The organism is Sulfitobacter sp. R86518 (assembly GCF_042466275.1).
Taxonomy (GTDB): Bacteria; Pseudomonadota; Alphaproteobacteria; order Rhodobacterales; family Rhodobacteraceae; genus Sulfitobacter; species Sulfitobacter pontiacus.
Genome location: NZ_JAXHCA010000005.1, coordinates 876142 through 895283, shown reverse-complemented (window position 1 = coordinate 895283; position 19142 = coordinate 876142). Strand labels below are relative to the sequence as shown.

The window sequence follows — 19142 nt, the reverse complement described above, 5'->3', positions numbered from 1 at the left end:
GGGTCAATCAGTTTCACCCGCCGCGATGCCTTCGGCGAGGATTTTTAACCATTTGGAAAAGGGTGTGGTGCTAGAGATCATGCCCGAGGGTCATATCCGCGGCGCAGAGGGGCCCCTTGCGCCAAGGGGCATACCGCAGACGCGTGCTGTGCAGCAGGAGGTCAATATCATCGGTGGCGGTGTAGCCTGCCGCATGTGCCGCCGCGATAAAGGCAGCCGGCGTGGGGTCGGATATGCAGTCGTTTTCCGCGTACCGACTGCCTTTGCCGGCAAGGTTCTGACGCGCCAGACGTGGCCAGTCGAATCGCGGTCCGGGGTCGATCTTGCGTCCGGGGGCCATATCCGAATGGCCGATAACCCCTTCGGGCGGGATTGACCACCGCTCCATGATCCCGCGCAGCAGGGTTTCGAGCGTGACCATCTGCGGTTCGGAAAAGGGGTGATTGCCGCGGTTATCCAGCTCTATCCCGATAGAGCGTGAATTGATGTCATCCTGACCCCGCCATTCCCCTGCACCGGCATGCCAGGCACGCTGGTCTTCCGGGACGAGTGGTACAGTCTCGCCCTTGCCCGTGATCAGATAGTGGGCCGAGACTTCGGCCGCAGGGTCGCAAAGGCGCGCGCAGGCCGCTTCTGCACTGTCCATCGCGGTATAGTGGAGCACGATCAAAGAGGGCCGCAGCCCGTTGCGGCGCGGCCCATGGTTCGGGGAAAGGTAGCGGTCAGGCGCGTCTGCCATGGGGCCTAGCCCTGCACCCCTTTGCGATAGGGGCTCGGGTCCCAGTTGCAGGCGTATCCGTCGCCGTCAGGGTCCATGCCAGAGCGGTCCTTTTCAGGGCCGCCCGCACTGAGGAAGGCGATCTGCGCTTGATCCGGGTGCGAATACTGGGCGCAAGCCCGTGCGAATTTGCGCTGCTTGTTGAACCCCCGACGGGTGTAGATCGGGGTGCCGACGGCGTGATTGTTCTGCAAAGCATAGGCCACGATATTGGGCCCGGCATCGGCGCGGTCCGGCAGGGCTTCGGGTTGCACCACACGGTATTGCGCGCGATTGGCCGCGATGCGGGCCGCGTCGCCTTCGATGCTGCGCTCGTCAGCCACGGCGTCAAAGTTGTTCTCTTGCGAGATTCCCCCTGCCCCCAGCACCGGTGGCGCAGGGTTGGACGGGCTGGCGTTCACAGGGGCCACGCCCGAATTGGTCGCGGCATCATTGCCAAGCCCACCGGGGCGCGTGGCATCCAGGATGCGTGCCGTTTCCGCAGCCGTCGCCGCAGCGGAGCCATCATCGACAGCGTCCAGCGGCGTGGCGTCCACCGTGGCGGGTGCTGGCATCGTTGCCACCGCCCCGCCTGCCAAAGCTGTATCCCGCTGGGATTGCGCGGCGTCGAACGACCCGTCAAAACCGACACCCCGTCCACTGTCGGGGATTGCGGGCTGGCAGGCCGCCAGGGCGAGCCCCAAGGCTGCAACAATTGAACAACGTATCATCATCGGACCTGCTTTATCTGCTCTGGTTTATCGGCGGGGGTTTACCACCATTTCTGCGGCTTGGCTACAAAGCCCGCCGCCTGCTCCAGCGCATAGGCGGTAGACAGCAGATCGGCCTCTTCCCATGGGCGGCCGATCAGCTGCAAGCCAAGCGGCAGGCCGGTCTCGCTGGTGCCGGTGGGCAATGCGATACCGGGCAGCCCCGCGAGGTTCACGGTGACCGTAAACACGTCGTTCAGATACATCGCCACCGGATCCGTATCCGTCATCTCGCCCAGACCGAAGGCCGCCGAGGGCGTGGTCGGGGTCAGGATGCTGTCGATACCGGCCGCAAAGGCGTCTTCGAAGTCTTTCTTGATCAACGTGCGGACCTTGCGCGCCCGGTTGTAGTAGGCGTCGTAGAAGCCCGCGCTTAGCACATAGGTACCGACCATGACACGGCGCTGCACCTCGGCCCCGAAGCCTTCGGCGCGGGTCTTTTCGTACATCTCGGTGATGCCGTCGCCGTGGTCCAGCTTGGCGCGGTGACCATAGCGCACCCCGTCATAGCGCGCGAGGTTCGACGAGGCTTCCGCCGGTGCGATCACGTAATAGGCAGGCAAGGCGTATTTCGTATGCGGTAGGGAAATATCAACGATCTCGGCCCCGGCGTTGCGCAACATGGCGATACCGTCCTGCCACAGCTTGTCGATCTCGGCAGGGATACCGTCGATGCGGTACTCCCGCGGGATGCCGATCTTCTTGCCACGGATGTCGCCGGTCAAGGCGGCTTCGAAATCAGGGACCGCCAGCTCGGCAGAGGTGCTGTCCTTGGGGTCATACCCCGCCATGGCACCCAGCATGATCGCCGCATCGCGCACGGTCTTGGTCATCGGGCCCGCCTGATCCAGCGACGAGGCAAAGGCCACGACGCCCCAGCGGGAGCAGCGGCCGTAGGTCGGCTTGATCCCCACGGTGCCGGTAAAGGCCGCGGGCTGGCGGATCGAGCCGCCGGTATCGGTGCCGGTGGCCGCAAGACAAAGATCCGCCGCCACAGCTGCCGCCGACCCACCCGAAGATCCGCCGGGTGTCAGCGCTGTCTCATCGCCCGAACGCCGCCACGGGTTGACGGCATTGCCATACACGGAGGTTTCATTGGACGATCCCATCGCGAATTCATCCATGTTGAGCTTGCCCAACATGACGGCCCCGCTATCCAGCAGGTTCTGCGATACGGTGCTTTCATACTCGGGCAAGAAGCCTTCAAGAATGCGCGATGCAGCTTGCGACGGCACCCCTTTGGTGCAGAAAAGATCCTTGATGCCGATGGGCAGACCACACATGGCAGGCGCTTCACCGGATTTGATCCGCGCATCGGCGGCCTTGGCCTGATCCATCGCCAGATCACCGGTGTGGTGGACAAAAGCATTCAGCGCGCCCGCGCCCTCGATCGCGCTCAGACATGCCGCCGTCAGCTCGGCCGAGGTCACATCCCCCTTGCGCAGCGCGTCACGTGCATCGGCAAGGCCCAGTTTATTCAGATCAGCCATTATTCAACCACCTTCGGAACCGCAAAAAATCCTTCGCGCGCGTCGGGCGCATTGGCCAGCACCTTGGCCTGCTGGTCGCCATCGCGCACCACGTCCTCGCGCTTTTTTAACACCTGTGGCGTGACCGATGTCATCGGATCTACCCCGTCGACATCGACTTCGTTCAACTGCTCGATAAAGCCGAGGATATTGTTGAACTCTTGCGCCAGCGCGGGCAAGGCGTCGGGTTCGACCTTGATGCGGGCCAGTTTCGCCACCCGCGCGGCTGTGGACTCGTCAATGGACATGGGCGCTCCTTCATCTGATTGGGTGCCGTTTATCGCCCCCTGCCCGCCCCCGCAAGTCTGGGGGCTGCCTCTGACCCGCAATCGCGCCGGTTGATCCTTCATTTTGCCAAATAAACTCCCGCCGGAGGCTCCCCAAAGCGGCATCACGCGCTACAGTCCGCTAAAGACACGGAATAAGGGAGACCCAAATGGATATCATCTGGCTAGGCCACGGCAGCTTTCGCATCGAGATCGAGGATCAGATTCTGCTGATCGACCCCTGGCTCACCGGCAATCCGATGCTGGACGACGCGCAGCACGAGGCCGCACTGGCAGGCGTCACGCAAATCCTGGTGACCCACGGGCATTTCGACCACACTCAGGACCTCAAGATGGTGGCCGAGAAAACCGGCGCGCCGGTTGCAGGCATGGTCGAACTGATGGGCTATTTCAGCGCGCAGGGCGTGGAGAACACCACCGGCTTCAACAAAGGCGGCACCATCCGCTGCGGCAAGGTCGATGTGACCATGGTCCCTGCGTCGCATTCCTCTTCCGTCGATGGGGACGCGGGGCCTGTCTATATGGGGGCCGAGATCGGCTTTATGATCAAGGGCGAAGGCCGCACGATCTATGTCTCGGGCGATACGGATATTATGGCGGATATGGATTGGATGGGCGACTACCATAAACCCGATATCGGCATCCTCAGCGCGGGCGGCCATTTCACTATGGATATGGCCGGTGCGGCCTATGCGGCGAAACGGTATTTTGACTTCAAGACCGTCATCCCCTGCCACTACCGTACCTTCGACGCGCTTGAACAATCGGCACAGGTACTGATCGACGGCTTGCCCGGCGTCGATGTGATCGAGCCCGAGGTGCTTAAACCGATCAGCCTGTAAAACGGTCTAGTTAACAGAACCGGCGCGATCCCCGATGAAACAAAGGGTGTCGTTGGCGCGCAGGGCGATGGTGTTTTGGTCAAACGCAGCTTTGCGCGCCTCTGCCGGATCAAGCGCCAGTGTGGCGCAGACCTCGAACGCGGTATCGCTGACGCGGTGATAGGCGTAAGGCGCGCCCGTTGCAGGGTCGCCTTGGGTCAGCACATCGCGCAATCCGGGCCGCATGCCGGGACAATAGCTGTCATCCGCAAGCGCTTGCGGCAATGGTTTGCGCGGGTGACCAAGGCACATCAGATGCCTGTGCAAGGTCCGCAGATCGCTGAGGCGCTGACTGTCCTGCTGGGCGAGCCTTGCGTGCTGCGGGCCGCCCACCACGACCAGGCCGCCGATGATGGCACCGCCGACCAACACAGACATGCAAATCAGCAGCAACCTGTTCACGACGGGGCCTCTTCGCGCAGATCGCGCAAATAATAGGCAAAGATGCCCCCGGCGACGACCAGCACCACCAGCGCCTTGAGCAGGAATTGCGCCGTCAGGTCACCGGTCAGCAGCGCATAGATGGTGGCAATCGAATCCCCTAACATCGTCAGCGCCGCCAAAAGCAGGCCGATGTAGATCATCCATTTGCGGATCGCAGAGCGGTAGAGCGCAGGGTCGCGCGCCAGTTTCCGCCGCTCGCGCAAGGTCAGCCACAGATACATCGGTCCGGTCACGATCAACACCGCAACACCCCAGCGGATCGACCGGTCGCTGCCGCCGTCGCCCGTGGCAAAGACCACATCGACCAGCGCCTGCAATACGACAACCAGATTAAACGCGCCAAGGATCAAGACGCAGAACGTCAGCGCATAGGTAAAGAAGTCCCGCGCAGACACCGTCGCCACAGGCCGCGGAATGGGCGGAGAGAACGGCATCTCGTCCCAGCCGTTCAGCGCATCCTGCACCTCGGCGCTGCGCCAACCGGCATGGGTCAGCGCGGCTGTGATCTCGGCCCGTGACTTGCCCGCGGCCAAGGCGTCGCGCACGAAAATGCTCAGCTCGTCCCGTTGGGCCATATGGGTCTATCCTTTTCGTTTCTCTGCAAAAAACGCCTTCAGCAGATCTTCGCTTTCGGGCGCTGCAATGGCGTCATAGACGTCGGGGGCGTGGTGACATTGCGCGTGGGAAAACACCCGCGCCCCCTGCGCCACACCGCCAGACTTGGGGTCTGACGCGCCGTAGTACAAGCGTGCCACCCGCGCGGCAGAGATCGCGGCGGCACACATGGCGCAGGGTTCCAGCGTCACATAAAGCGCATGCCCGCCCAGCCTTTCGGACCCCGCCGCCGCACAGGCAGCACGGATCGCCAGCACCTCGGCATGGGCGGTGGGATCGTTCAGCTCGCGCGTCCGGTTGCCCGCCTGCGCGACGACCTGTCCGTCGGGTGCCACGATGACCGCGCCCACGGGCACTTCACCGCGGGCGGCGGCGGCGCGGGCCTCTTCCAGCGCTTGGGACATATAGGACGTAAAGCTCATACACCTCTCTTGCCCGCAAACGCCGCCCTTTCGCAAGCGCGGGAAACAGGGTAAGCGCTGAAGTATGAGCGCAGATACACCCTCCCAGCCCCCGAAATCCGGCACCCCTCCCGGTGACCGCATTGCCAAAGTCCTGTCCCGTGCCGGCATCGCCAGCCGCCGCGAGGCCGAACGCATGATCGAGGCCGGTCGCGTGCGCGTCAACGGTGCGCAGATCGATTCGCCTGCGTTGAACGTGACGCCCTCGGACGCGATCACCGTCGACGGCAAACCGGTGGGCGAGCCCGAACCGCCCCGCGTCTGGCTGTTCCACAAGCCCACGGGGCTGGTCACCACCAACCGCGACGAAAAGGGCCGCGGCACGATCTTTGACGATCTGCCCGAAGACATGCCCCGCGTCATGAGCATCGGTCGGCTTGACCTCAACTCCGAAGGGTTGCTGCTGCTGACCAATGATGGCGAGGTCAAGCGCCGCCTCGAATTGCCGTCGAACGGCTGGCTGCGCCGCTACCGCGTGCGCGTCAATGGCCGCCCCACCGACGATATGCTTGAACCGCTGCGCAAGGGCATCACCGTCGATGGCGAGGACTTTCAGCCGATGACGGTCACGCTGGACCGGCAACAAGGGGCGAACGCCTGGCTGACCGTCGGTCTGCGCGAAGGCAAGAACCGCGAGATCCGCCGCGCGATGGAGGCGGTGAACCTGTCGGTGAACCGGCTGATCCGCACCAGCTATGGCCCGTTCCAGCTTGGCGAGCTGAAAACCGGCGAGGTCGAGGAACTCAAGCGCAAGGTGGTCCGTGACCAGCTGGGCCTCGAGATTGCCGATACCACTGGCACCGCGATCAAGAAAAAGCCCGCGCGCATCATCAAGCGCAAGGCCCGCAAACCCGGAGAGCCGGGCCCCGGTCGCCCAGGCCTGCCCAAGGAACCCGGTGACAAGACCGCGACAGGCAAGACCATCCCCGGCAAGCCCAAGCCCGGCTATGGCAAGTCCAAGCCCGCACGGCCCGCGTCCGACCCCGCGCCGCGCAAGTTCGGCACCCGCGTAAAATCCACCCGTAAACCCTGATTTCTGTGGGTTTACGGCCCTTTGGCCGCTACTTTTGCGTGCGTGACCCTAGCGGGTGGCGGGCACTGCGACTATATGTCGTGCAAAGGAAGGTCCGATGGGTCGATTGCTTGTCTTTGTCGCCACGCTGGCGCTGATTGTTGCGTTTGTCGCCGTTTTGGTGACAATCATCGCAAGGATTCTGGACGCGGGCCGTCGTGCATCGACACCAGCGCATGGACAGGAGGTTTATCGCCCCATGGCACCGACACCGTTTCAGAAAATCACCTATGCCGCGCTTGTCGTCTTGCTCTTCGGTGTCTCTACCGGCTGGCTCGGGGGGCTTTGATCCATGGCGCAGCGCTTTGGCGGTAAATACAGCAATCATGACACGAACGGCAGCACGCCGCCCCCGCAGGGCACCCGTGCCAAACGGATAGAGGTCGACCCCGCAAGCGGGCGGGCCAAAATTTTGTTCATCCCCGCCATTCCGCTTGTGTTCATGTCGTTGAACGACGGGGCGCAGGGGCTTGCATTGGGGTTGCTGGCGGCGGCGACGCTGACCGGTGCCGCGTGGATGCTGCGCGAGGGGCTGAAAGCCGAAGCCGCCTATACCGCGCGCAAGGTCGCCGAACGCCCCGCCCTGCCGCGCAAGATCATCGCCAGCCTGCTGACCGGTGCCGGCGTGGCGCTTGCAGCCTACAAGAATGACCCCGGACTGGCGGCCCCTGTGCTTTATGCGCTGGCCGCGATGGGGCTGCATGTGTCGGCCTTTGGCATCGATCCGCTGACATCCAAGGGGATGGAGGGCGTGGACAGCTTCCAGAAAGACCGCGTCGCCCGTGTCGTGGACGAGGCCGAAAAGCACCTTGCCGCGATGAACACCGCCATTGCACGCGCTGGCGATCGCAAGGCGCGCGACCGGCTGGCGCAGTTTCAGGACACCGCGCGCACCCTGATCCGCACCGTGCAGGATGATCCGCGTGATCTGACCGGTGCGCGTAAATACCTGTCGGTCTATCTGCTGGGCGCGCGTGACGCGACAATCAAGTTTGCGGATATCTACGCTAGCACCGGCGATGCGCAGGCACGCGCCGATTATCTGGCTTTGCTGGATGATCTGGACAAAAACTTTGCCGCGCGCACCCAAAAATCGCTATTGGAAGACAAGACCGACCTGAACATCGAAATCGACGTGCTGCGCGAGCGGCTTTCCCGAGAAGGCGTGCGTCTCGACTGACGCGCCCCGCCCCAAGAGCATAGGAATACTTGAAACATGTCTGATACCGTTCGTGACAAAGCGACCCAATCCGTAGCGTTGGTGGAAGAGGTCAACGCGCAGATCCTGCCCGACCCCGCCCCTGCGGATGCCGTCGTCTCGCTTGAGAAAGCCGATGCGCCACAATCGGCAGAGATAAAAAGCCGCATGGCAGAGATCGACATGGGCGACACGCAGTCGATCATCGGTTTCGGGTCCGGCGCACAGGCCGAGCTGCAGGAGATCAGTCAGGCGATGTTGCAGGACGTGCGCAACAAGGATGTGGGCCCTGCCGGTGACAGCCTGCGCACGATCGTGACAACCATCCGCGGCTTTTCCGTGTCCGAGCTGGACGTGCGCCGTGAACGCAGCTGGTGGGAACGCCTTTTGGGCCGCGCGGCCCCCTTTGCCAAATTCACCGCCAAGTTCGAAAAGGTACAGGGTCAGATCGACCGCGTCACGGACGAGCTGCTGACCCATGAACATACCCTGCTCAAGGATATCAAATCGCTTGATATGCTGTACGAAAAGACGCTGCAGTTCTATGATGAGCTCGCGCTTTATATCGCTGCGGGCGAGGCCAAGCTGGCAGAGCTTGACGCGACCACAATCCCCGCCAAACAGGCAGAGGTCGACGCCGCACCAGAGGCGGATCAGGTCATGGTCGCACAGGAACTGCGCGATATCCGCGCCGCGCGGGACGATCTGGAACGCCGTGTGCATGACTTGAAACTGACCCGTCAGGTGACGATGCAATCGCTCCCCTCGATCCGCTTGGTGCAGGAAAACGACAAGTCGCTGGTGACCAAGATCAACTCGACCCTCGTGAACACCGTGCCGCTGTGGGAAACCCAGCTGGCGCAGGCGGTCACCATCCAGCGCAGCGTCGAAGCCGCCGCCGCCGTGCGTGACGCCAATGACCTGACGAACGAGCTGCTCACCTCTAACGCGCAGAACCTGCGCGAAAGCAACAAGGTCATCCGGACCGAGATGGAACGCGGTGTGTTCGACATCGAAGCCGTCAAACAGGCCAATGCCGACCTGATCGGGACCATTCAGGAATCGCTGCAGATCGCCGACGAAGGCAAGGCGCGCCGTGCCTCTGCCGAGAAAGACCTGCAAGAGATGGAGGCCAATCTGCGCGACACGCTGGCCTCTGCCAAAGCGGCCAAGCCCGCGTCCCCTGCGGCATAACCCCGTCACAACCTGGAGCGCGCGATATGGTATGGCAACGGTTGGGGCGAACAGGATGGATCGGCACGGTGGCTGTGGTCGCCGCGCTGGCCGCCTGCACCCCGCAGCCCCCTGTTGAACCGACGCTGAAACCCATCGCGCGCCCCGACACACCGCCGGCCCCGCCCCCCGTGGTGGCCAAACCCACGTCGCAAAAAAGCGCCAAGCTGCGCAGCTATTTCAACCAGGTGCAGCAGGCCCAATTGAGCCAGGGATTGTTGCGCCGGGATGGTGGCGGGCAGGATACGCCCTTTACCGCCGACATGCTGGTGCGCAACTTTGAACAGATCGCTTTTTACAACGAATATAACGCCACCCTGACCGGACGCGGCGATAAGACCCCCATGCGCCGCTGGGAACGCCCCGTCCGGATGGAGGTCGTCTTTGGCGACAGCGTTCCCCCGTCCGAACGTGACCGCGATGCGGCCTCGATCCGCGACTATGCCACCCGCCTCGCCGCCACGACGCAGCATTCCATCACCGTGGGCGGCAAGCCGAACTTTATGGTGATTATCGCGGGCGAGGATGACCGCCCTGCCGCCCTCGCCCAAGCCGCCGAACGCATCCCCGGTGTGACCGCCGAAAGCCTTGCCGCGCTCAGCGATCTGCGCCGCGATACCTATTGCATCGTCGCCGCCTATGCCGGTGGCGCGGACCCAAGCACCTATACCGCTGCCGTCGCCGTCATCCGTGCCGAGAACCCCTCGCTTATGCGGCTGTCGTGTATCCATGAAGAACTTGCGCAGGGCCTTGGCCTTGCCAACGACAGCCCGACCGCACGCCCGTCGATCTTTAACGATGACGATGAATTCGCGCTGCTCACCCGTCACGACGAGCTGCTGCTGAAAATGCTCTATGACCCGCGCTTGCACGCCGGCATGACCGCCGAAGAGGCAACCCCCGTGGCCCGCAAGATCGCGTTCGAACTGATCGGCGGGCCCGTTTAACCCGCCACCGACCTCCCCCGAAAGGACCAAGACATGGGTATTATCGATTTTCTCTCTGGCCAATTCATCGACGTTATCCATTGGACGGACGACACCCGCGACACGATGGTGTCCCGGTTCGAGCGCGAAGGCCACGAGATCAAATACGGGGCCAAGCTGACGGTCCGCGAAGGGCAAGCCGCTGTCTTTGTCCACGAAGGTCAACTGGCCGATGTGTTCACGCCCGGCCTTTATATGCTTGAAACCAACAACATGCCGATCATGACATCGCTGCAGCATTGGGATCACGGCTTCAAAAGCCCCTTCAAGTCCGAGATCTATTTCGTCAACACCACCCGTTTCAACGATCTGAAATGGGGCACCAAGAACCCGATCATCGTGCGCGACCCTGAATTCGGCCCCGTGCGCCTGCGGTCATATGGCACCTACTCTGTCAAAGTGTCGGACCCCGCGCGGTTCCTGACCGAAATCGTGGGCACCGATGGTGAATTCACCATGGACGAGATCAGCTATCAAATCCGCAATATCATCGTGCAGGAATTCTCGCGCAGCATCGCGCTGTCCAATATTCCGGTCATGGATATGGCCGCCAACACCCGTGAGCTGGGCAAACTGGTGAGCACCGAAATCTCGGCCACCATTGCAGAATACGGGCTGACCATCCCCGAACTTTACATCGAAAACATCTCGCTCCCCCCCGCCGTGGAGGAGGTGATGGACAAACGGTCGTCGATGGGGGTGATCGGGGATTTGAACAAGTTCACGCAGTTCCAGGCGGCAGAGGCATTGGGCCGCGAGGGCGCTGCGGGCGCAGCAATGCAGACCGGTCTGGGCGCCGGATTGGGCATGCAGATGGGCCAGGCCGCCGCCGCGCAGGCAGGCCCGTGGGGCCCGCGCCCCGCGGCTGCGGCCCCCGCTGCACAGACGCCACCGCCCCCGCCGCAACCTGAAAAGGTCTGGCATCTGGCAGAGAACGGCCAAACCAAGGGCCCGTTTTCAAAGGCCGCATTGGGCCGCATGGCCACGGATGGCGGGTTGACCCGCGAGACCTATGTCTGGACCCCCGGTCAGGATGGCTGGCTGAAAGCAGACGATGTGGCCGAGCTGGCGCAGCTCTTTACCGTGCTGCCGCCCCCGCCGCCGCCTGCGTAAGGCTCTGTGAAACTTGGAACGGGCAACGCGCGTGTCTAGGCTATGACCCCACGCCGTCGCCCCTTGCTGCCCCACCGTCGGACCCTGATAAAGCTTTTGCATTGGGGCATGGTGCCGCTGTTTATCTGGTTCCTGCTGGTGCAGCCGGCGGATGTGGCGCGGATCGGGCCTGCGGCGGTGCGGTTCCATTCGGTCATGGGTTTGGTCTTTGTCAGCGCGGCACTGCTGTGGTGGGTGTCCTACATGCGGCGCGGCCTGCTGGGGCGCCCCGGCCCCAAGCTTCGGGGCTGGGCCCGTTGGATGCATCCGGTGCTGCATAAGACCCTGATCTGGGGTATCTTTGGCGTCGCCCTGACAGGGCTGCTGATCGGGGTGACCTCGACCGTTCAGCTTTGGGCTGGTGGGATTGTCCCGATTGCCGTGCCCCTTGATATGCCGCGCGCCAACGACCTCGTCGGGCTGATCCACAGCATCGAATTCTACGCTCTTGCAGGCATCGCACTGGCCCATGCCGCGTTTCACATCTGGCGTCACCTTCGCCTGCACGACAACGCCCTGCGCATCATGGCTCCGAAAGTGCTGCACCGTTTTTTGTGACCCTGCTCTGGCGGCAGGGGGCGCACTGCCCTATGTCTGGGGCAGGCCTGACCAAAGGACAGCTCTATGCCCGCCAGCACCGGCTTTGACGACCCCGACCTGCCCCCCACACCGACCGAGGAACACCGGTTCCCCTGTGACACCTGCGGGTCCGATCTGCGGTTTGATCCTGAAAGATATCTGCTGGTCTGCGACCACTGCGGCAATACCGAAGAGATTTCAGGCACACGCGGCGTGCATAACCCGATCGCCGAGCTGGATTTCCAGGCCGCTCTGGCCAGCGCTCTCCCCCAATCGCAGATGGAGGATACACGGGTCACAACCTGCCCCAACTGCGCCGCACAGGTAGAGTTCGACCCCGGCAAACACGCCACCGAATGTCCGTTCTGCGCGACCCCTGTTGTGATCGATACAGGGGTGAACCGCCATATCAAACCCCGTGCCGTGCTGCCCTTTGGCCTGACCGAGGATACAGCACGCGATGCTATGACCGACTGGCTGGGCAGCCTGTGGTTTGCCCCCAATGGCCTGCAGGAATACGCGCGCAAGGGCCGCAAGATGCAAGGCATCTATGTGCCCTACTGGACCTATGACGCCGACACGCGCTCCAGCTATTCGGGCGAAAGGGGCACGGTCTATTACGTCACCCAGACCGTCATGCGCGACGGCAAACGGGTGCAGCAGCAGGTGCCGAAAATCCGCTGGCGGGCGACCTCGGGTCGGGTGGCGCGGTTCTTTGATGATGTGCTGGTGCTGGCGTCGAAATCGCTCCCCAAAAGGTTCACCGATGCGCTGGCCCCGTGGGATCTGGCGGCCCTTGAACCCTATGCCCCGGAATACCTCGCCGGGTTTCGCGCCGAAGCCTATGCGGTGACGCTTGATGAAGGCTATGCACAGGCACGCGAGGTGATGGACGCGATGATCCAGCGCGATGTGCGTTTTGATATCGGCGGCGACCGTCAGCGCATCCACAATATCCAGACGCAGGTCAGCGATGTGACGTTCAAACATATCCTGCTGCCGGTCTGGCTGGCAGCTTACAAGTACCGCGGCAAGACCTATCGTTTTGTGGTCAACGGCCGCACAGGCAGCGTACAGGGCGAACGCCCCTATTCCGCTGTGAAAATCACCTTTGCCGTGATCCTTGGCCTGATTGTCGCCGGGGTCGTTGGCTATTTTATGGCGCTCCAAAAATGACCCAGATCGATACATTCACCGACATCTTGCGCGCGCGTTCTTCGTGCCGCGCCTTTCGCCCCGATCCGGTCGACGACGCGATCATCACCCGTATCGTCGACGCAGCGCGCCACGTGCCGTCGTGGTGCAATGCGCAGCCTTGGCAGCTCACCATCACCAAAGGGGCCGCGACCGACCGCTTCCGCGACGCCTTGGCGCTAGAGATTGCCAAAGGCACGCCCCCCACCCCCGATCTGGACTGGCCGACCTCTTACAGCGGCGTCTACGGCGACCGGAGGCGGACCTGCGGGTTCCAGCTGTATGACGCCGTCGGGGTCGAGAAATCGGACCATGCGGGCCGCATGGCGCAGATGATGCGGAACTATGCCTTGTTTGACGCGCCCCATGTGGCGATCGTGACCGCCCCGGCTGAGCTAGGGGCTTACGGGGCAATGGACAGCGGCGGCTTTGTCACGGCCTTTACGCTGGCGGCAACGGCGCTTGGGGTGGCCACCATCGCCCAGGCCGCTATCGCTGCCTATGCGCCCACCGTGCGACAGCATTTCGACCTGCCGCAAGACCGCCTGATCCTTTGCGCGATTTCCTTTGGCTATGCGGATGACGCGGCACCGATCAACCGGTTCCGCACGCAGCGGGCCACCCCTGAAGACATCATCGATTGGAAATCCTGATATGCGCGCACTCCTACAACGCGTCAGCAACGCCTCGGTCACTGTCGACGGCCAGATCATCGGTCACATCGAACACGGGCTGCTGATCTTCGTCTGCGCCATGCCCGACGATACACATGCGACCGCGCAGACGCTGGCACAGAAGATCGCCAAGCTGCGTCTGTTCAAGGATGATGCTGGCAAAATGAACCGCAGCCTGCCGGATACGGGCGGCAGCGCGCTGATTGTCAGCCAGTTCACCCTTGCCGCCGATACCTCCCGCGGGACCCGCCCCGGTTTCTCGCGGGCCGCCAAGCCCGATCAGGCCAAAACGCTATACGAAGATTTCATCGCTTGCGTCGACGCCCTCGGCATTCATGTCCAAACCGGTTCTTTCGGAGCCGATATGTCCGTCGCGCTCACCAACAACGGCCCCGTCACCCTCTGGCTCGACACAGAAAACCCCTGATCTTCCAAATGGTCCAAAATCCTCGGGGGGTCGGGGGGCAGACAGCCCCCCTTGTCCCGCCTACGGCTCCCGAAACGCCTCTTTGGACTTGTAAAGCGGCTTCAACAGATACTGCAGAACCGTCTTTGACCCTGTGTGCAACTCCACGCTCGCCTGCATGCCGGGTCGGATTTGCAACGACGCCTGCCGCGGGGTGAGGTGTTCTGTGTCCACCTGCAACGTGACCTTATAGTGCGGATCCCCATCCGGCGCGCGGGATCGTTCGTCCTTGAACGTATCGGCCGAGATCAATTTGACCGTGCCTTTCAACGTGCCATAGATCGTATAGTCATAGGCCGACAGCTTGACCGTCGCCTCTTGGCCGGGGCGCACGCCGGCGATGTCTTCGGGCTTGACGCGGGCCTCGACGAAAAGCTCTTCGTCCAACGGGATGATCTGCAAAATCTCCTCGCCCGGGCGCACGACGCCGCCGATGGTGGTCACGCTCAGGTTGTTGACGATGCCGCGCAGGGGGCTGACCAGGACGGTGCGGTTCAACTGGTCCGTGCTCGCCTTGAGGTTCTGTTTCAGCGTCGCCAGTTCCTTGAGCACATCGGAATATTCCTGCGCACGCTCCAGCTCTGTGCCGGTGACGATCTCGTCCAGTTTGATCCGCGCATCCGCATGGGTCTTGCGCGCGCGCGTCACCTCGATCAGCGAAACGATCTTTTTCTTGAGCATATTCTCAAGCAGCTCACGCTCTTTCGTGGCTTCGGTCAGCACCCGCCCCGCCCCTTCGGAGCGCGAGACAAAGTCCGATTGCCGCGCTTTCAGCAATGCCCGTTCAGAGGCGACGATATCGGGCGTGCGCGTGGCATAGGCGTCGGGCACGTCAAAGTCGTACTGTCCGGCCAGCTCTGCCTCCAGGCGCAGACGGCGTATTTCAAAGGCGCTGATCTGGTCGCGCAGGTCGTCCACTGCGGATTGGAACTGGGTGCCATGCAGACGGGCCAACACGTCGCCCTTCTCCACATGATCGCCCTCGCCCACGGCAAGCTCTGCCAGAATACCACCTTCAAGGTTCTGGATAATCTGGGGTCGCGAGCTGGAAATCATCGACCCTTCGGCGCGCACGATTTCGTCGACCCATGCAAAGGCAGCCCACAGCAGGAAGACCAGCACCGACGCGCCGCAAAGCCAGATCACCATGGATGGCCCGCGCATCTGCCCCGTCATCTGCGCGCCCAGTGGCGTGGTGCTGAGACTGCTCATGCGACGTGCCCCTTCTGTCCCGCCAGATGGGCAAGCACTTTTTCCTTGGGCCCGTCGATGGTCATGCGGCCATCCTGCAGCACCAGCGTGCGTTCGGTCAGCGCAAGGATCGGGGCGCGGTGGGTTGCGATGATCGCGGTGCGCACTGCCATCCAGCTTTGTAACCGCGAGACCAGCGTTGCCTCCAACCTTTGGTCCAGCGCTGCTGTGGGTTCATCCAGCAGGCAGATCGCCGGATCCTGCAACCACAGGCGCGCCCAGCCGATGGATTGACGCTGCCCGATGGACAGGCCGGCGCCCGCGTCCTTGATCTCTAGGTCCAGCCCCTTGTGGTGGTTGCGCACGAACGGCCCCAGCCCTGCGAAATCAAGGGCTGCGTGAAGGCGGTCGTCGTCGCGCTCCAGCATGGTGAGGTTCAGGTTGTCGCGCAGCGTGCCCGAGAACAGGCGTACGTCCTGTCCCAGATAGCCGATCAGCCGGCGCAGATCGCGCGGCTCGATCTGGCCCAGCTCTGTGCCGTCCACCAGAATGCGCCCTTCGGTCGGGGCATAAAGCCCGCTAAGCATCTTCAGCAATGTCGATTTGCCCGATCCATTGGCCCCCAGCACGGCGACATGCTGCCCCGGCTGGATCAACATGGCTTTGATATCCACTGTCGGTGCGCCGTCATCCTCGTAGCGGAAGATCACATCGCGCAGTTCGAACTGGCCTTTCAGCTTTTCACGGCGCAGATAGGTGCGCGCCTCTGCGGTGTCCTGCGGCGCGGCGACAATCGTGTCGAGCCCGTCAAGCGCGCCTTTGACATTGCCCCACCGCGCCATCGTGCCCGACAGTTGCGTCAGCGGCCCCAGCGTCCGGCCCGTCAGGATACCGACCGCGATGATCGACCCCACGGTAAATTCCCCCGCAAATACCAGATAGGTGCCCACGATGACCGCCGCAACATAGGTGGCCTGCTGAACCCCTTGGCTCCAGAACGTGAGGAAGGACGCGAGCTTGCGTTGCTCTGACGATTTGACGGACGACAGGGTGTTTAGCTCGGTCCACAGGCGCAGCACGCGGTCCTCTGCCCTTTGGGTCTTGACCGTATCAAGCTCGAATATCGCCTCGTGCAGCAGCCGCGAGGATTTGGTCGACGCGCCTTGGGTCTCCTGCGTCAGTTGGATCGCTTTCTTTTGCAGAAAGAACCCCGGCACCAGCATCAGGATACCGCCAAGCACCAGCACCCAGACGACATTCCCCGCAATGCTGGCCACGAGGAAGAGGAACACGAAGATAAAGGGGATATCCGCGATCGTGCCAATGGTCGACGCGGTAAAGAATTCACGCACCGATCCGAATTCGCGCATCGCGGAAAACAGCTGGTTCGGGGCTTGGCCGCGCGTGTCGGACCGCATCCCCAGCAACCGGCGCATCAGGATGTCCTGCACTGACAGCTCGATCTGCCGCCCTGCCCCATCCATCAGACGCGCCCGCGCCATCTTGAGGAAAGCTTCCATCAGCAACGCGAGCCCCGCACCGGCGGCGAGCACCCAAAGCGTCGCTTCGGACTGATGCGGGATCACGCGGTCATAGACCTGCAAGGAAAACAGCGCCACAGCGACGGCCAGCAGGTTGGCCACGAAAGACCCCGTCGCGACCTCTATCAGCTGGCGGCGAAAGCGCGGGAACTGCCCCCAGAACCAATGCGCAGGCGCGCCATCGGTCTTATGGGTTTCGGCCACCGTTTTCAGCGAGGCTTCGGCCCGCAGGATCAGCCCCGCAAAGAAGGGTTTGAAATCGCTGATCGGCACCATCGCGCGATTGTCGGTGCACGTCGTGTCATACAAGATCAGATCGCCACGCTGCTGCCCCATGACAAGCAAGACCTGCCCCGAGGTCATATAGGCCAGCGCAGGCCACATATCCTTAGAGATCCCCCGCGCACGGCTGACTTGTGTTACCAGTCCGGCGCTTTCCATCCCGCGGGCCAGTGCTTCGGCCTCTACCTGCGGATCATTGCCCTGCAAGGGGGCGGTGGCGACGATTTCAAAGATGTCGCGTGGCGCGGTGGTGACGCCCAGCAATCCGGCATAGGTCGCGGCCAGTTTGGCCCGCGCCATCAGACGGTCTTCGGGGCGGTTGGCGTTCTCTGCCTTGGGCCGGGCTGCATCCGCCGCCGCCATCCGACCCTGATTGCCGTTGGTGATTGTCAGCGTAAAGGTCGGCTTCTGGGTCAAATCGCGCTCCCGTCCGCCAACACGCCCTGTATCTGCGCCATCTCGATCTTCAGACGCACGGCCTCGTACTTGAGGCTGATCTGCGACTGCTGCTGACGCGCATAGGTCTCGTAGACGCCGACGACATCCATAACCTGACGCTGACCGGCGTCATATTGTTCCTGAAACAGGTCAAGGTTGCGTTTGGCCTGTGCCGCAAGGGTCGCTGCTTCGGCGGCCTGACGGGTCTTGGCGCTCAGCTGCTTTTCCAGACGGCGCAGCGCGCGGTTGGCATCCTCGACCGATTGCCGGACCTTGCGGGTCGCGGTTTCCTCGGCCATGGCCGAGGCATCAAGCGAGGCTTTGGTGCCCAGACCCAGCAGCTGATCCGATTCAAGGCTCAGCCCTGCGCCGCCCCCTTCACCGATGGTCGCACCCGCCGACAACCCCGGCAGCAATCCGGCGCGTTCCACCTTGGCGGCGGCGATGGCGCGGGTCTTTTCGGCCTCGGCACGCACCACGGACAAAGGCGCACCGGCAAAGCTGTTCACGGGCACTTCGGGCAAGCCGTGCAGCGTATCCAGCGGGCGGATCGACATGGCGTTCAGCTCGGACATCGACGTGGCTTCGCGTTCGACGGAGGCATCAAGCGTGGCGCGGATTTCAAGGAGCTTCTGGCGCAGAATGGTCAGGTCGGACACATCGGACACGCCGCCTTTGACCCGTTCCTGCATCACCCATTCGAAATGCGTCATATCCTTAAGCGCGACACGGTTCAGCGCGGCGGTATCGCGCGCCTCGATCGCATTGGTGTAGAGCTTCAGCGCGGTCGCCACGCGGTCATTCGTATCTTGCGCCAGCGACACGGCAGCGACCTCGACATCGGCCACGGCAAAGGCGCGTTCACCCGCACGGCGGCCATTGTCAAACAGCACCTGATCCACCACCAGATTGGCCGCCAGCGACCCCAAGGATGTCAGGCTGACCTGCGGCCCGATCTTGGGCAACCAGTTCTTGCTTGCCGCTTCAGAGCGGAGGGTGGCGGCGCGCAGCTCTGCCTCGGCGGTGCGGCTGTTGGCGGCCAACACGGCAGAGGCCACCTGATCCGACACGGTGTCATCGGGCAAAACAGAAGACCGCAGCGCCAGACCCTGGATGATCTGGCTGTCTGCGGTGATTTTTTCGGCGTAGGTGGGTTTGATCGCCTGCGAGGCATCGGGGGTGCGGAACCGGGTAACGATGTCAGATTGCATCAGGTCACCGGGCATCATACCGCTGCCGAAATCCGACATGCAGCCGGATAGGGCCAGCGCTGCTGCGCACATGCCCCCTGCCCGTTTTACACTCTGCCTCATTATCCTGCCCTTAACGTGCCGGTTTTTTATTCTGGAAACGCCTGCGGTCGTTGCCGCCTGCGTGTGCCAACCGCGCCCC

At 62.9% G+C, this 19142-nt stretch carries 21 protein-coding genes; 11 read left to right on the top strand and 10 right to left on the bottom strand.

What is annotated here, in order from left to right; genetic code table 11:
- Nucleotides 1-70: 70 nt before the first annotated feature.
- From SJY36_RS05195 to gatC, 4 genes are read right to left on the bottom strand one after another with little or no spacing between them, the layout of a single operon-like run.
- Nucleotides 71-739 carry an N-acetylmuramoyl-L-alanine amidase gene (locus SJY36_RS05195; protein ID WP_386173469.1) on the bottom strand — a complete coding sequence of 223 codons (669 nt, stop codon included), beginning with the start codon at nucleotides 737-739 and terminating at the stop codon, nucleotides 71-73.
- Nucleotides 740-744: 5 nt separating this feature from the next.
- On the bottom strand, nucleotides 745-1491 hold the full coding sequence (locus tag SJY36_RS05190) for a hypothetical protein (protein WP_074635520.1): 747 nt from the start codon (nucleotides 1489-1491) through the stop codon (nucleotides 745-747).
- Between the two features lie 38 nt (nucleotides 1492-1529).
- Nucleotides 1530-3017, bottom strand: coding sequence for an Asp-tRNA(Asn)/Glu-tRNA(Gln) amidotransferase subunit GatA (gene gatA / locus SJY36_RS05185; RefSeq protein ID WP_386173466.1), 1488 nt, complete (start codon nucleotides 3015-3017; stop codon nucleotides 1530-1532).
- Complete coding sequence (gene gatC / locus SJY36_RS05180) at nucleotides 3017-3304, bottom strand: Asp-tRNA(Asn)/Glu-tRNA(Gln) amidotransferase subunit GatC (RefSeq protein ID WP_386173464.1); 288 nt, start codon at nucleotides 3302-3304, stop codon at nucleotides 3017-3019. Before gatC ends, gatA begins: the two co-directional genes overlap by 1 nt.
- A gap of 188 nt (nucleotides 3305-3492) precedes the next feature.
- Here gatC and SJY36_RS05175 point away from each other — a divergent pair, with 188 nt between their 5' ends.
- A complete protein-coding gene (locus tag SJY36_RS05175; RefSeq protein WP_005852276.1) occupies nucleotides 3493-4185 on the top strand; it encodes a metal-dependent hydrolase in 693 nt (230 codons plus the stop codon).
- A gap of 6 nt (nucleotides 4186-4191) precedes the next feature.
- On the opposite strand, the gene SJY36_RS05170 is transcribed toward SJY36_RS05175, so the two are convergent.
- Genes SJY36_RS05170 through SJY36_RS05160 form a run of 3 tightly spaced genes read right to left on the bottom strand, consistent with a single transcriptional unit; the run spans nucleotide 4192 to nucleotide 5705 of the window.
- A complete protein-coding gene (locus SJY36_RS05170; RefSeq protein WP_386173462.1) occupies nucleotides 4192-4602 on the bottom strand; it encodes a hypothetical protein in 411 nt (136 codons plus the stop codon).
- 20 nt (nucleotides 4603-4622) lie between these two features.
- On the bottom strand, nucleotides 4623-5243 hold the full coding sequence (locus SJY36_RS05165) for a DUF5671 domain-containing protein (protein WP_386173460.1): 621 nt from the start codon (nucleotides 5241-5243) through the stop codon (nucleotides 4623-4625).
- Nucleotides 5244-5249: 6 nt separating this feature from the next.
- A complete protein-coding gene (locus tag SJY36_RS05160) occupies nucleotides 5250-5705 on the bottom strand; it encodes a nucleoside deaminase (protein WP_278375645.1) in 456 nt (151 codons plus the stop codon).
- Between the two features lie 64 nt (nucleotides 5706-5769).
- Between SJY36_RS05160 and SJY36_RS05155 the strand changes: the two genes are divergently transcribed.
- The 10 genes from SJY36_RS05155 (at nucleotide 5770) to dtd (ending at nucleotide 14259) form a co-directional block, all read left to right on the top strand.
- On the top strand, nucleotides 5770-6777 hold the full coding sequence (locus SJY36_RS05155; RefSeq protein WP_005852272.1) for a pseudouridine synthase: 1008 nt from the start codon (nucleotides 5770-5772) through the stop codon (nucleotides 6775-6777).
- 97 nt (nucleotides 6778-6874) lie between these two features.
- Nucleotides 6875-7105: a hypothetical protein gene (locus SJY36_RS05150; RefSeq protein ID WP_005852271.1), complete on the top strand. Its 231-nt coding sequence runs from the start codon at nucleotides 6875-6877 to the stop codon at nucleotides 7103-7105.
- A 3-nt stretch (nucleotides 7106-7108) separates the two neighbouring features.
- Nucleotides 7109-7996: a 5-bromo-4-chloroindolyl phosphate hydrolysis family protein gene (locus SJY36_RS05145; RefSeq protein WP_009826473.1), complete on the top strand. Its 888-nt coding sequence runs from the start codon at nucleotides 7109-7111 to the stop codon at nucleotides 7994-7996.
- A gap of 36 nt (nucleotides 7997-8032) precedes the next feature.
- Nucleotides 8033-9208, top strand: coding sequence for a toxic anion resistance protein (locus SJY36_RS05140; RefSeq protein WP_005852269.1), 1176 nt, complete (start codon nucleotides 8033-8035; stop codon nucleotides 9206-9208).
- A 26-nt stretch (nucleotides 9209-9234) separates the two neighbouring features.
- Entirely contained in the window at nucleotides 9235-10194 is a 960-nt protein-coding gene (locus tag SJY36_RS05135) for a DUF2927 domain-containing protein (protein ID WP_386173457.1), read from the top strand.
- A 33-nt stretch (nucleotides 10195-10227) separates the two neighbouring features.
- Entirely contained in the window at nucleotides 10228-11346 is a 1119-nt protein-coding gene (locus SJY36_RS05130) for an SPFH domain-containing protein (RefSeq protein ID WP_386173455.1), read from the top strand.
- A gap of 42 nt (nucleotides 11347-11388) precedes the next feature.
- Complete coding sequence (locus SJY36_RS05125; protein ID WP_386173453.1) at nucleotides 11389-11943, top strand: cytochrome b/b6 domain-containing protein; 555 nt, start codon at nucleotides 11389-11391, stop codon at nucleotides 11941-11943.
- A 66-nt stretch (nucleotides 11944-12009) separates the two neighbouring features.
- Nucleotides 12010-13140, top strand: coding sequence for a TFIIB-type zinc finger domain-containing protein (locus SJY36_RS05120; RefSeq protein ID WP_064217395.1), 1131 nt, complete (start codon nucleotides 12010-12012; stop codon nucleotides 13138-13140).
- The gene (locus tag SJY36_RS05115) at nucleotides 13137-13811 is read left to right on the top strand and encodes a nitroreductase family protein (RefSeq protein ID WP_386173450.1); all 675 of its coding nucleotides are present in this window, start codon (nucleotides 13137-13139) and stop codon (nucleotides 13809-13811) included. The genes SJY36_RS05120 and SJY36_RS05115 overlap by 4 nt, the downstream gene beginning before the upstream one ends.
- Before the next feature lies 1 nt (nucleotide 13812).
- Nucleotides 13813-14259 (top strand): D-aminoacyl-tRNA deacylase, encoded by a 447-nt coding sequence (dtd, locus tag SJY36_RS05110; RefSeq protein WP_386173448.1) that lies wholly within the window; start codon nucleotides 13813-13815, stop codon nucleotides 14257-14259.
- A gap of 60 nt (nucleotides 14260-14319) precedes the next feature.
- On the opposite strand, the gene SJY36_RS05105 is transcribed toward dtd, so the two are convergent.
- From SJY36_RS05105 to SJY36_RS05095, 3 genes are read right to left on the bottom strand one after another with little or no spacing between them, the layout of a single operon-like run.
- Nucleotides 14320-15510, bottom strand: coding sequence for an HlyD family type I secretion periplasmic adaptor subunit (locus SJY36_RS05105; protein WP_037963187.1), 1191 nt, complete (start codon nucleotides 15508-15510; stop codon nucleotides 14320-14322).
- Nucleotides 15507-17729 (bottom strand): ATP-binding cassette domain-containing protein, encoded by a 2223-nt coding sequence (locus SJY36_RS05100; RefSeq protein WP_386173445.1) that lies wholly within the window; start codon nucleotides 17727-17729, stop codon nucleotides 15507-15509. Before SJY36_RS05100 ends, SJY36_RS05105 begins: the two co-directional genes overlap by 4 nt.
- A complete protein-coding gene (locus SJY36_RS05095; RefSeq protein WP_386176447.1) occupies nucleotides 17726-19033 on the bottom strand; it encodes a TolC family protein in 1308 nt (435 codons plus the stop codon). Before SJY36_RS05095 ends, SJY36_RS05100 begins: the two co-directional genes overlap by 4 nt.
- Nucleotides 19034-19142 lie beyond the last annotated feature (109 nt).

Excerpts from the sequence above, each read along its gene's own strand:
- SJY36_RS05135 (WP_386173457.1), top strand. The coding sequence starts at position 9,235 with ATGGTATGGCAACGGTTGGGGCGAACAGGATGGATCGGCACGGTGGCT.
- SJY36_RS05145 (WP_009826473.1), top strand. The coding sequence starts at position 7,109 with ATGGCGCAGCGCTTTGGCGGTAAATACAGCAATCATGACACGAACGGC.
- SJY36_RS05095 (WP_386176447.1), bottom strand. The coding sequence starts at position 19,033 with ATGTGCGCAGCAGCGCTGGCCCTATCCGGCTGCATGTCGGATTTCGGC.
- SJY36_RS05105 (WP_037963187.1), bottom strand. The coding sequence starts at position 15,510 with ATGAGCAGTCTCAGCACCACGCCACTGGGCGCGCAGATGACGGGGCAG.
- SJY36_RS05165 (WP_386173460.1), bottom strand. The coding sequence starts at position 5,243 with ATGGCCCAACGGGACGAGCTGAGCATTTTCGTGCGCGACGCCTTGGCC.
- SJY36_RS05170 (WP_386173462.1), bottom strand. The coding sequence starts at position 4,602 with ATGTCTGTGTTGGTCGGCGGTGCCATCATCGGCGGCCTGGTCGTGGTG.
- SJY36_RS05155 (WP_005852272.1), top strand. The coding sequence starts at position 5,770 with ATGAGCGCAGATACACCCTCCCAGCCCCCGAAATCCGGCACCCCTCCC.
- SJY36_RS05190 (WP_074635520.1), bottom strand. The coding sequence starts at position 1,491 with ATGATGATACGTTGTTCAATTGTTGCAGCCTTGGGGCTCGCCCTGGCG.
- SJY36_RS05120 (WP_064217395.1), top strand. The coding sequence starts at position 12,010 with ATGCCCGCCAGCACCGGCTTTGACGACCCCGACCTGCCCCCCACACCG.
- SJY36_RS05150 (WP_005852271.1), top strand. The coding sequence starts at position 6,875 with ATGGGTCGATTGCTTGTCTTTGTCGCCACGCTGGCGCTGATTGTTGCG.
- SJY36_RS05130 (WP_386173455.1), top strand. The coding sequence starts at position 10,228 with ATGGGTATTATCGATTTTCTCTCTGGCCAATTCATCGACGTTATCCAT.
- SJY36_RS05175 (WP_005852276.1), top strand. The coding sequence starts at position 3,493 with ATGGATATCATCTGGCTAGGCCACGGCAGCTTTCGCATCGAGATCGAG.
- SJY36_RS05160 (WP_278375645.1), bottom strand. The coding sequence starts at position 5,705 with ATGAGCTTTACGTCCTATATGTCCCAAGCGCTGGAAGAGGCCCGCGCC.
- dtd (WP_386173448.1), top strand. The coding sequence starts at position 13,813 with ATGCGCGCACTCCTACAACGCGTCAGCAACGCCTCGGTCACTGTCGAC.
- SJY36_RS05195 (WP_386173469.1), bottom strand. The coding sequence starts at position 739 with ATGGCAGACGCGCCTGACCGCTACCTTTCCCCGAACCATGGGCCGCGC.
- SJY36_RS05115 (WP_386173450.1), top strand. The coding sequence starts at position 13,137 with ATGACCCAGATCGATACATTCACCGACATCTTGCGCGCGCGTTCTTCG.
- SJY36_RS05125 (WP_386173453.1), top strand. The coding sequence starts at position 11,389 with ATGACCCCACGCCGTCGCCCCTTGCTGCCCCACCGTCGGACCCTGATA.
- gatA (WP_386173466.1), bottom strand. The coding sequence starts at position 3,017 with ATGGCTGATCTGAATAAACTGGGCCTTGCCGATGCACGTGACGCGCTG.
- SJY36_RS05140 (WP_005852269.1), top strand. The coding sequence starts at position 8,033 with ATGTCTGATACCGTTCGTGACAAAGCGACCCAATCCGTAGCGTTGGTG.
- gatC (WP_386173464.1), bottom strand. The coding sequence starts at position 3,304 with ATGTCCATTGACGAGTCCACAGCCGCGCGGGTGGCGAAACTGGCCCGC.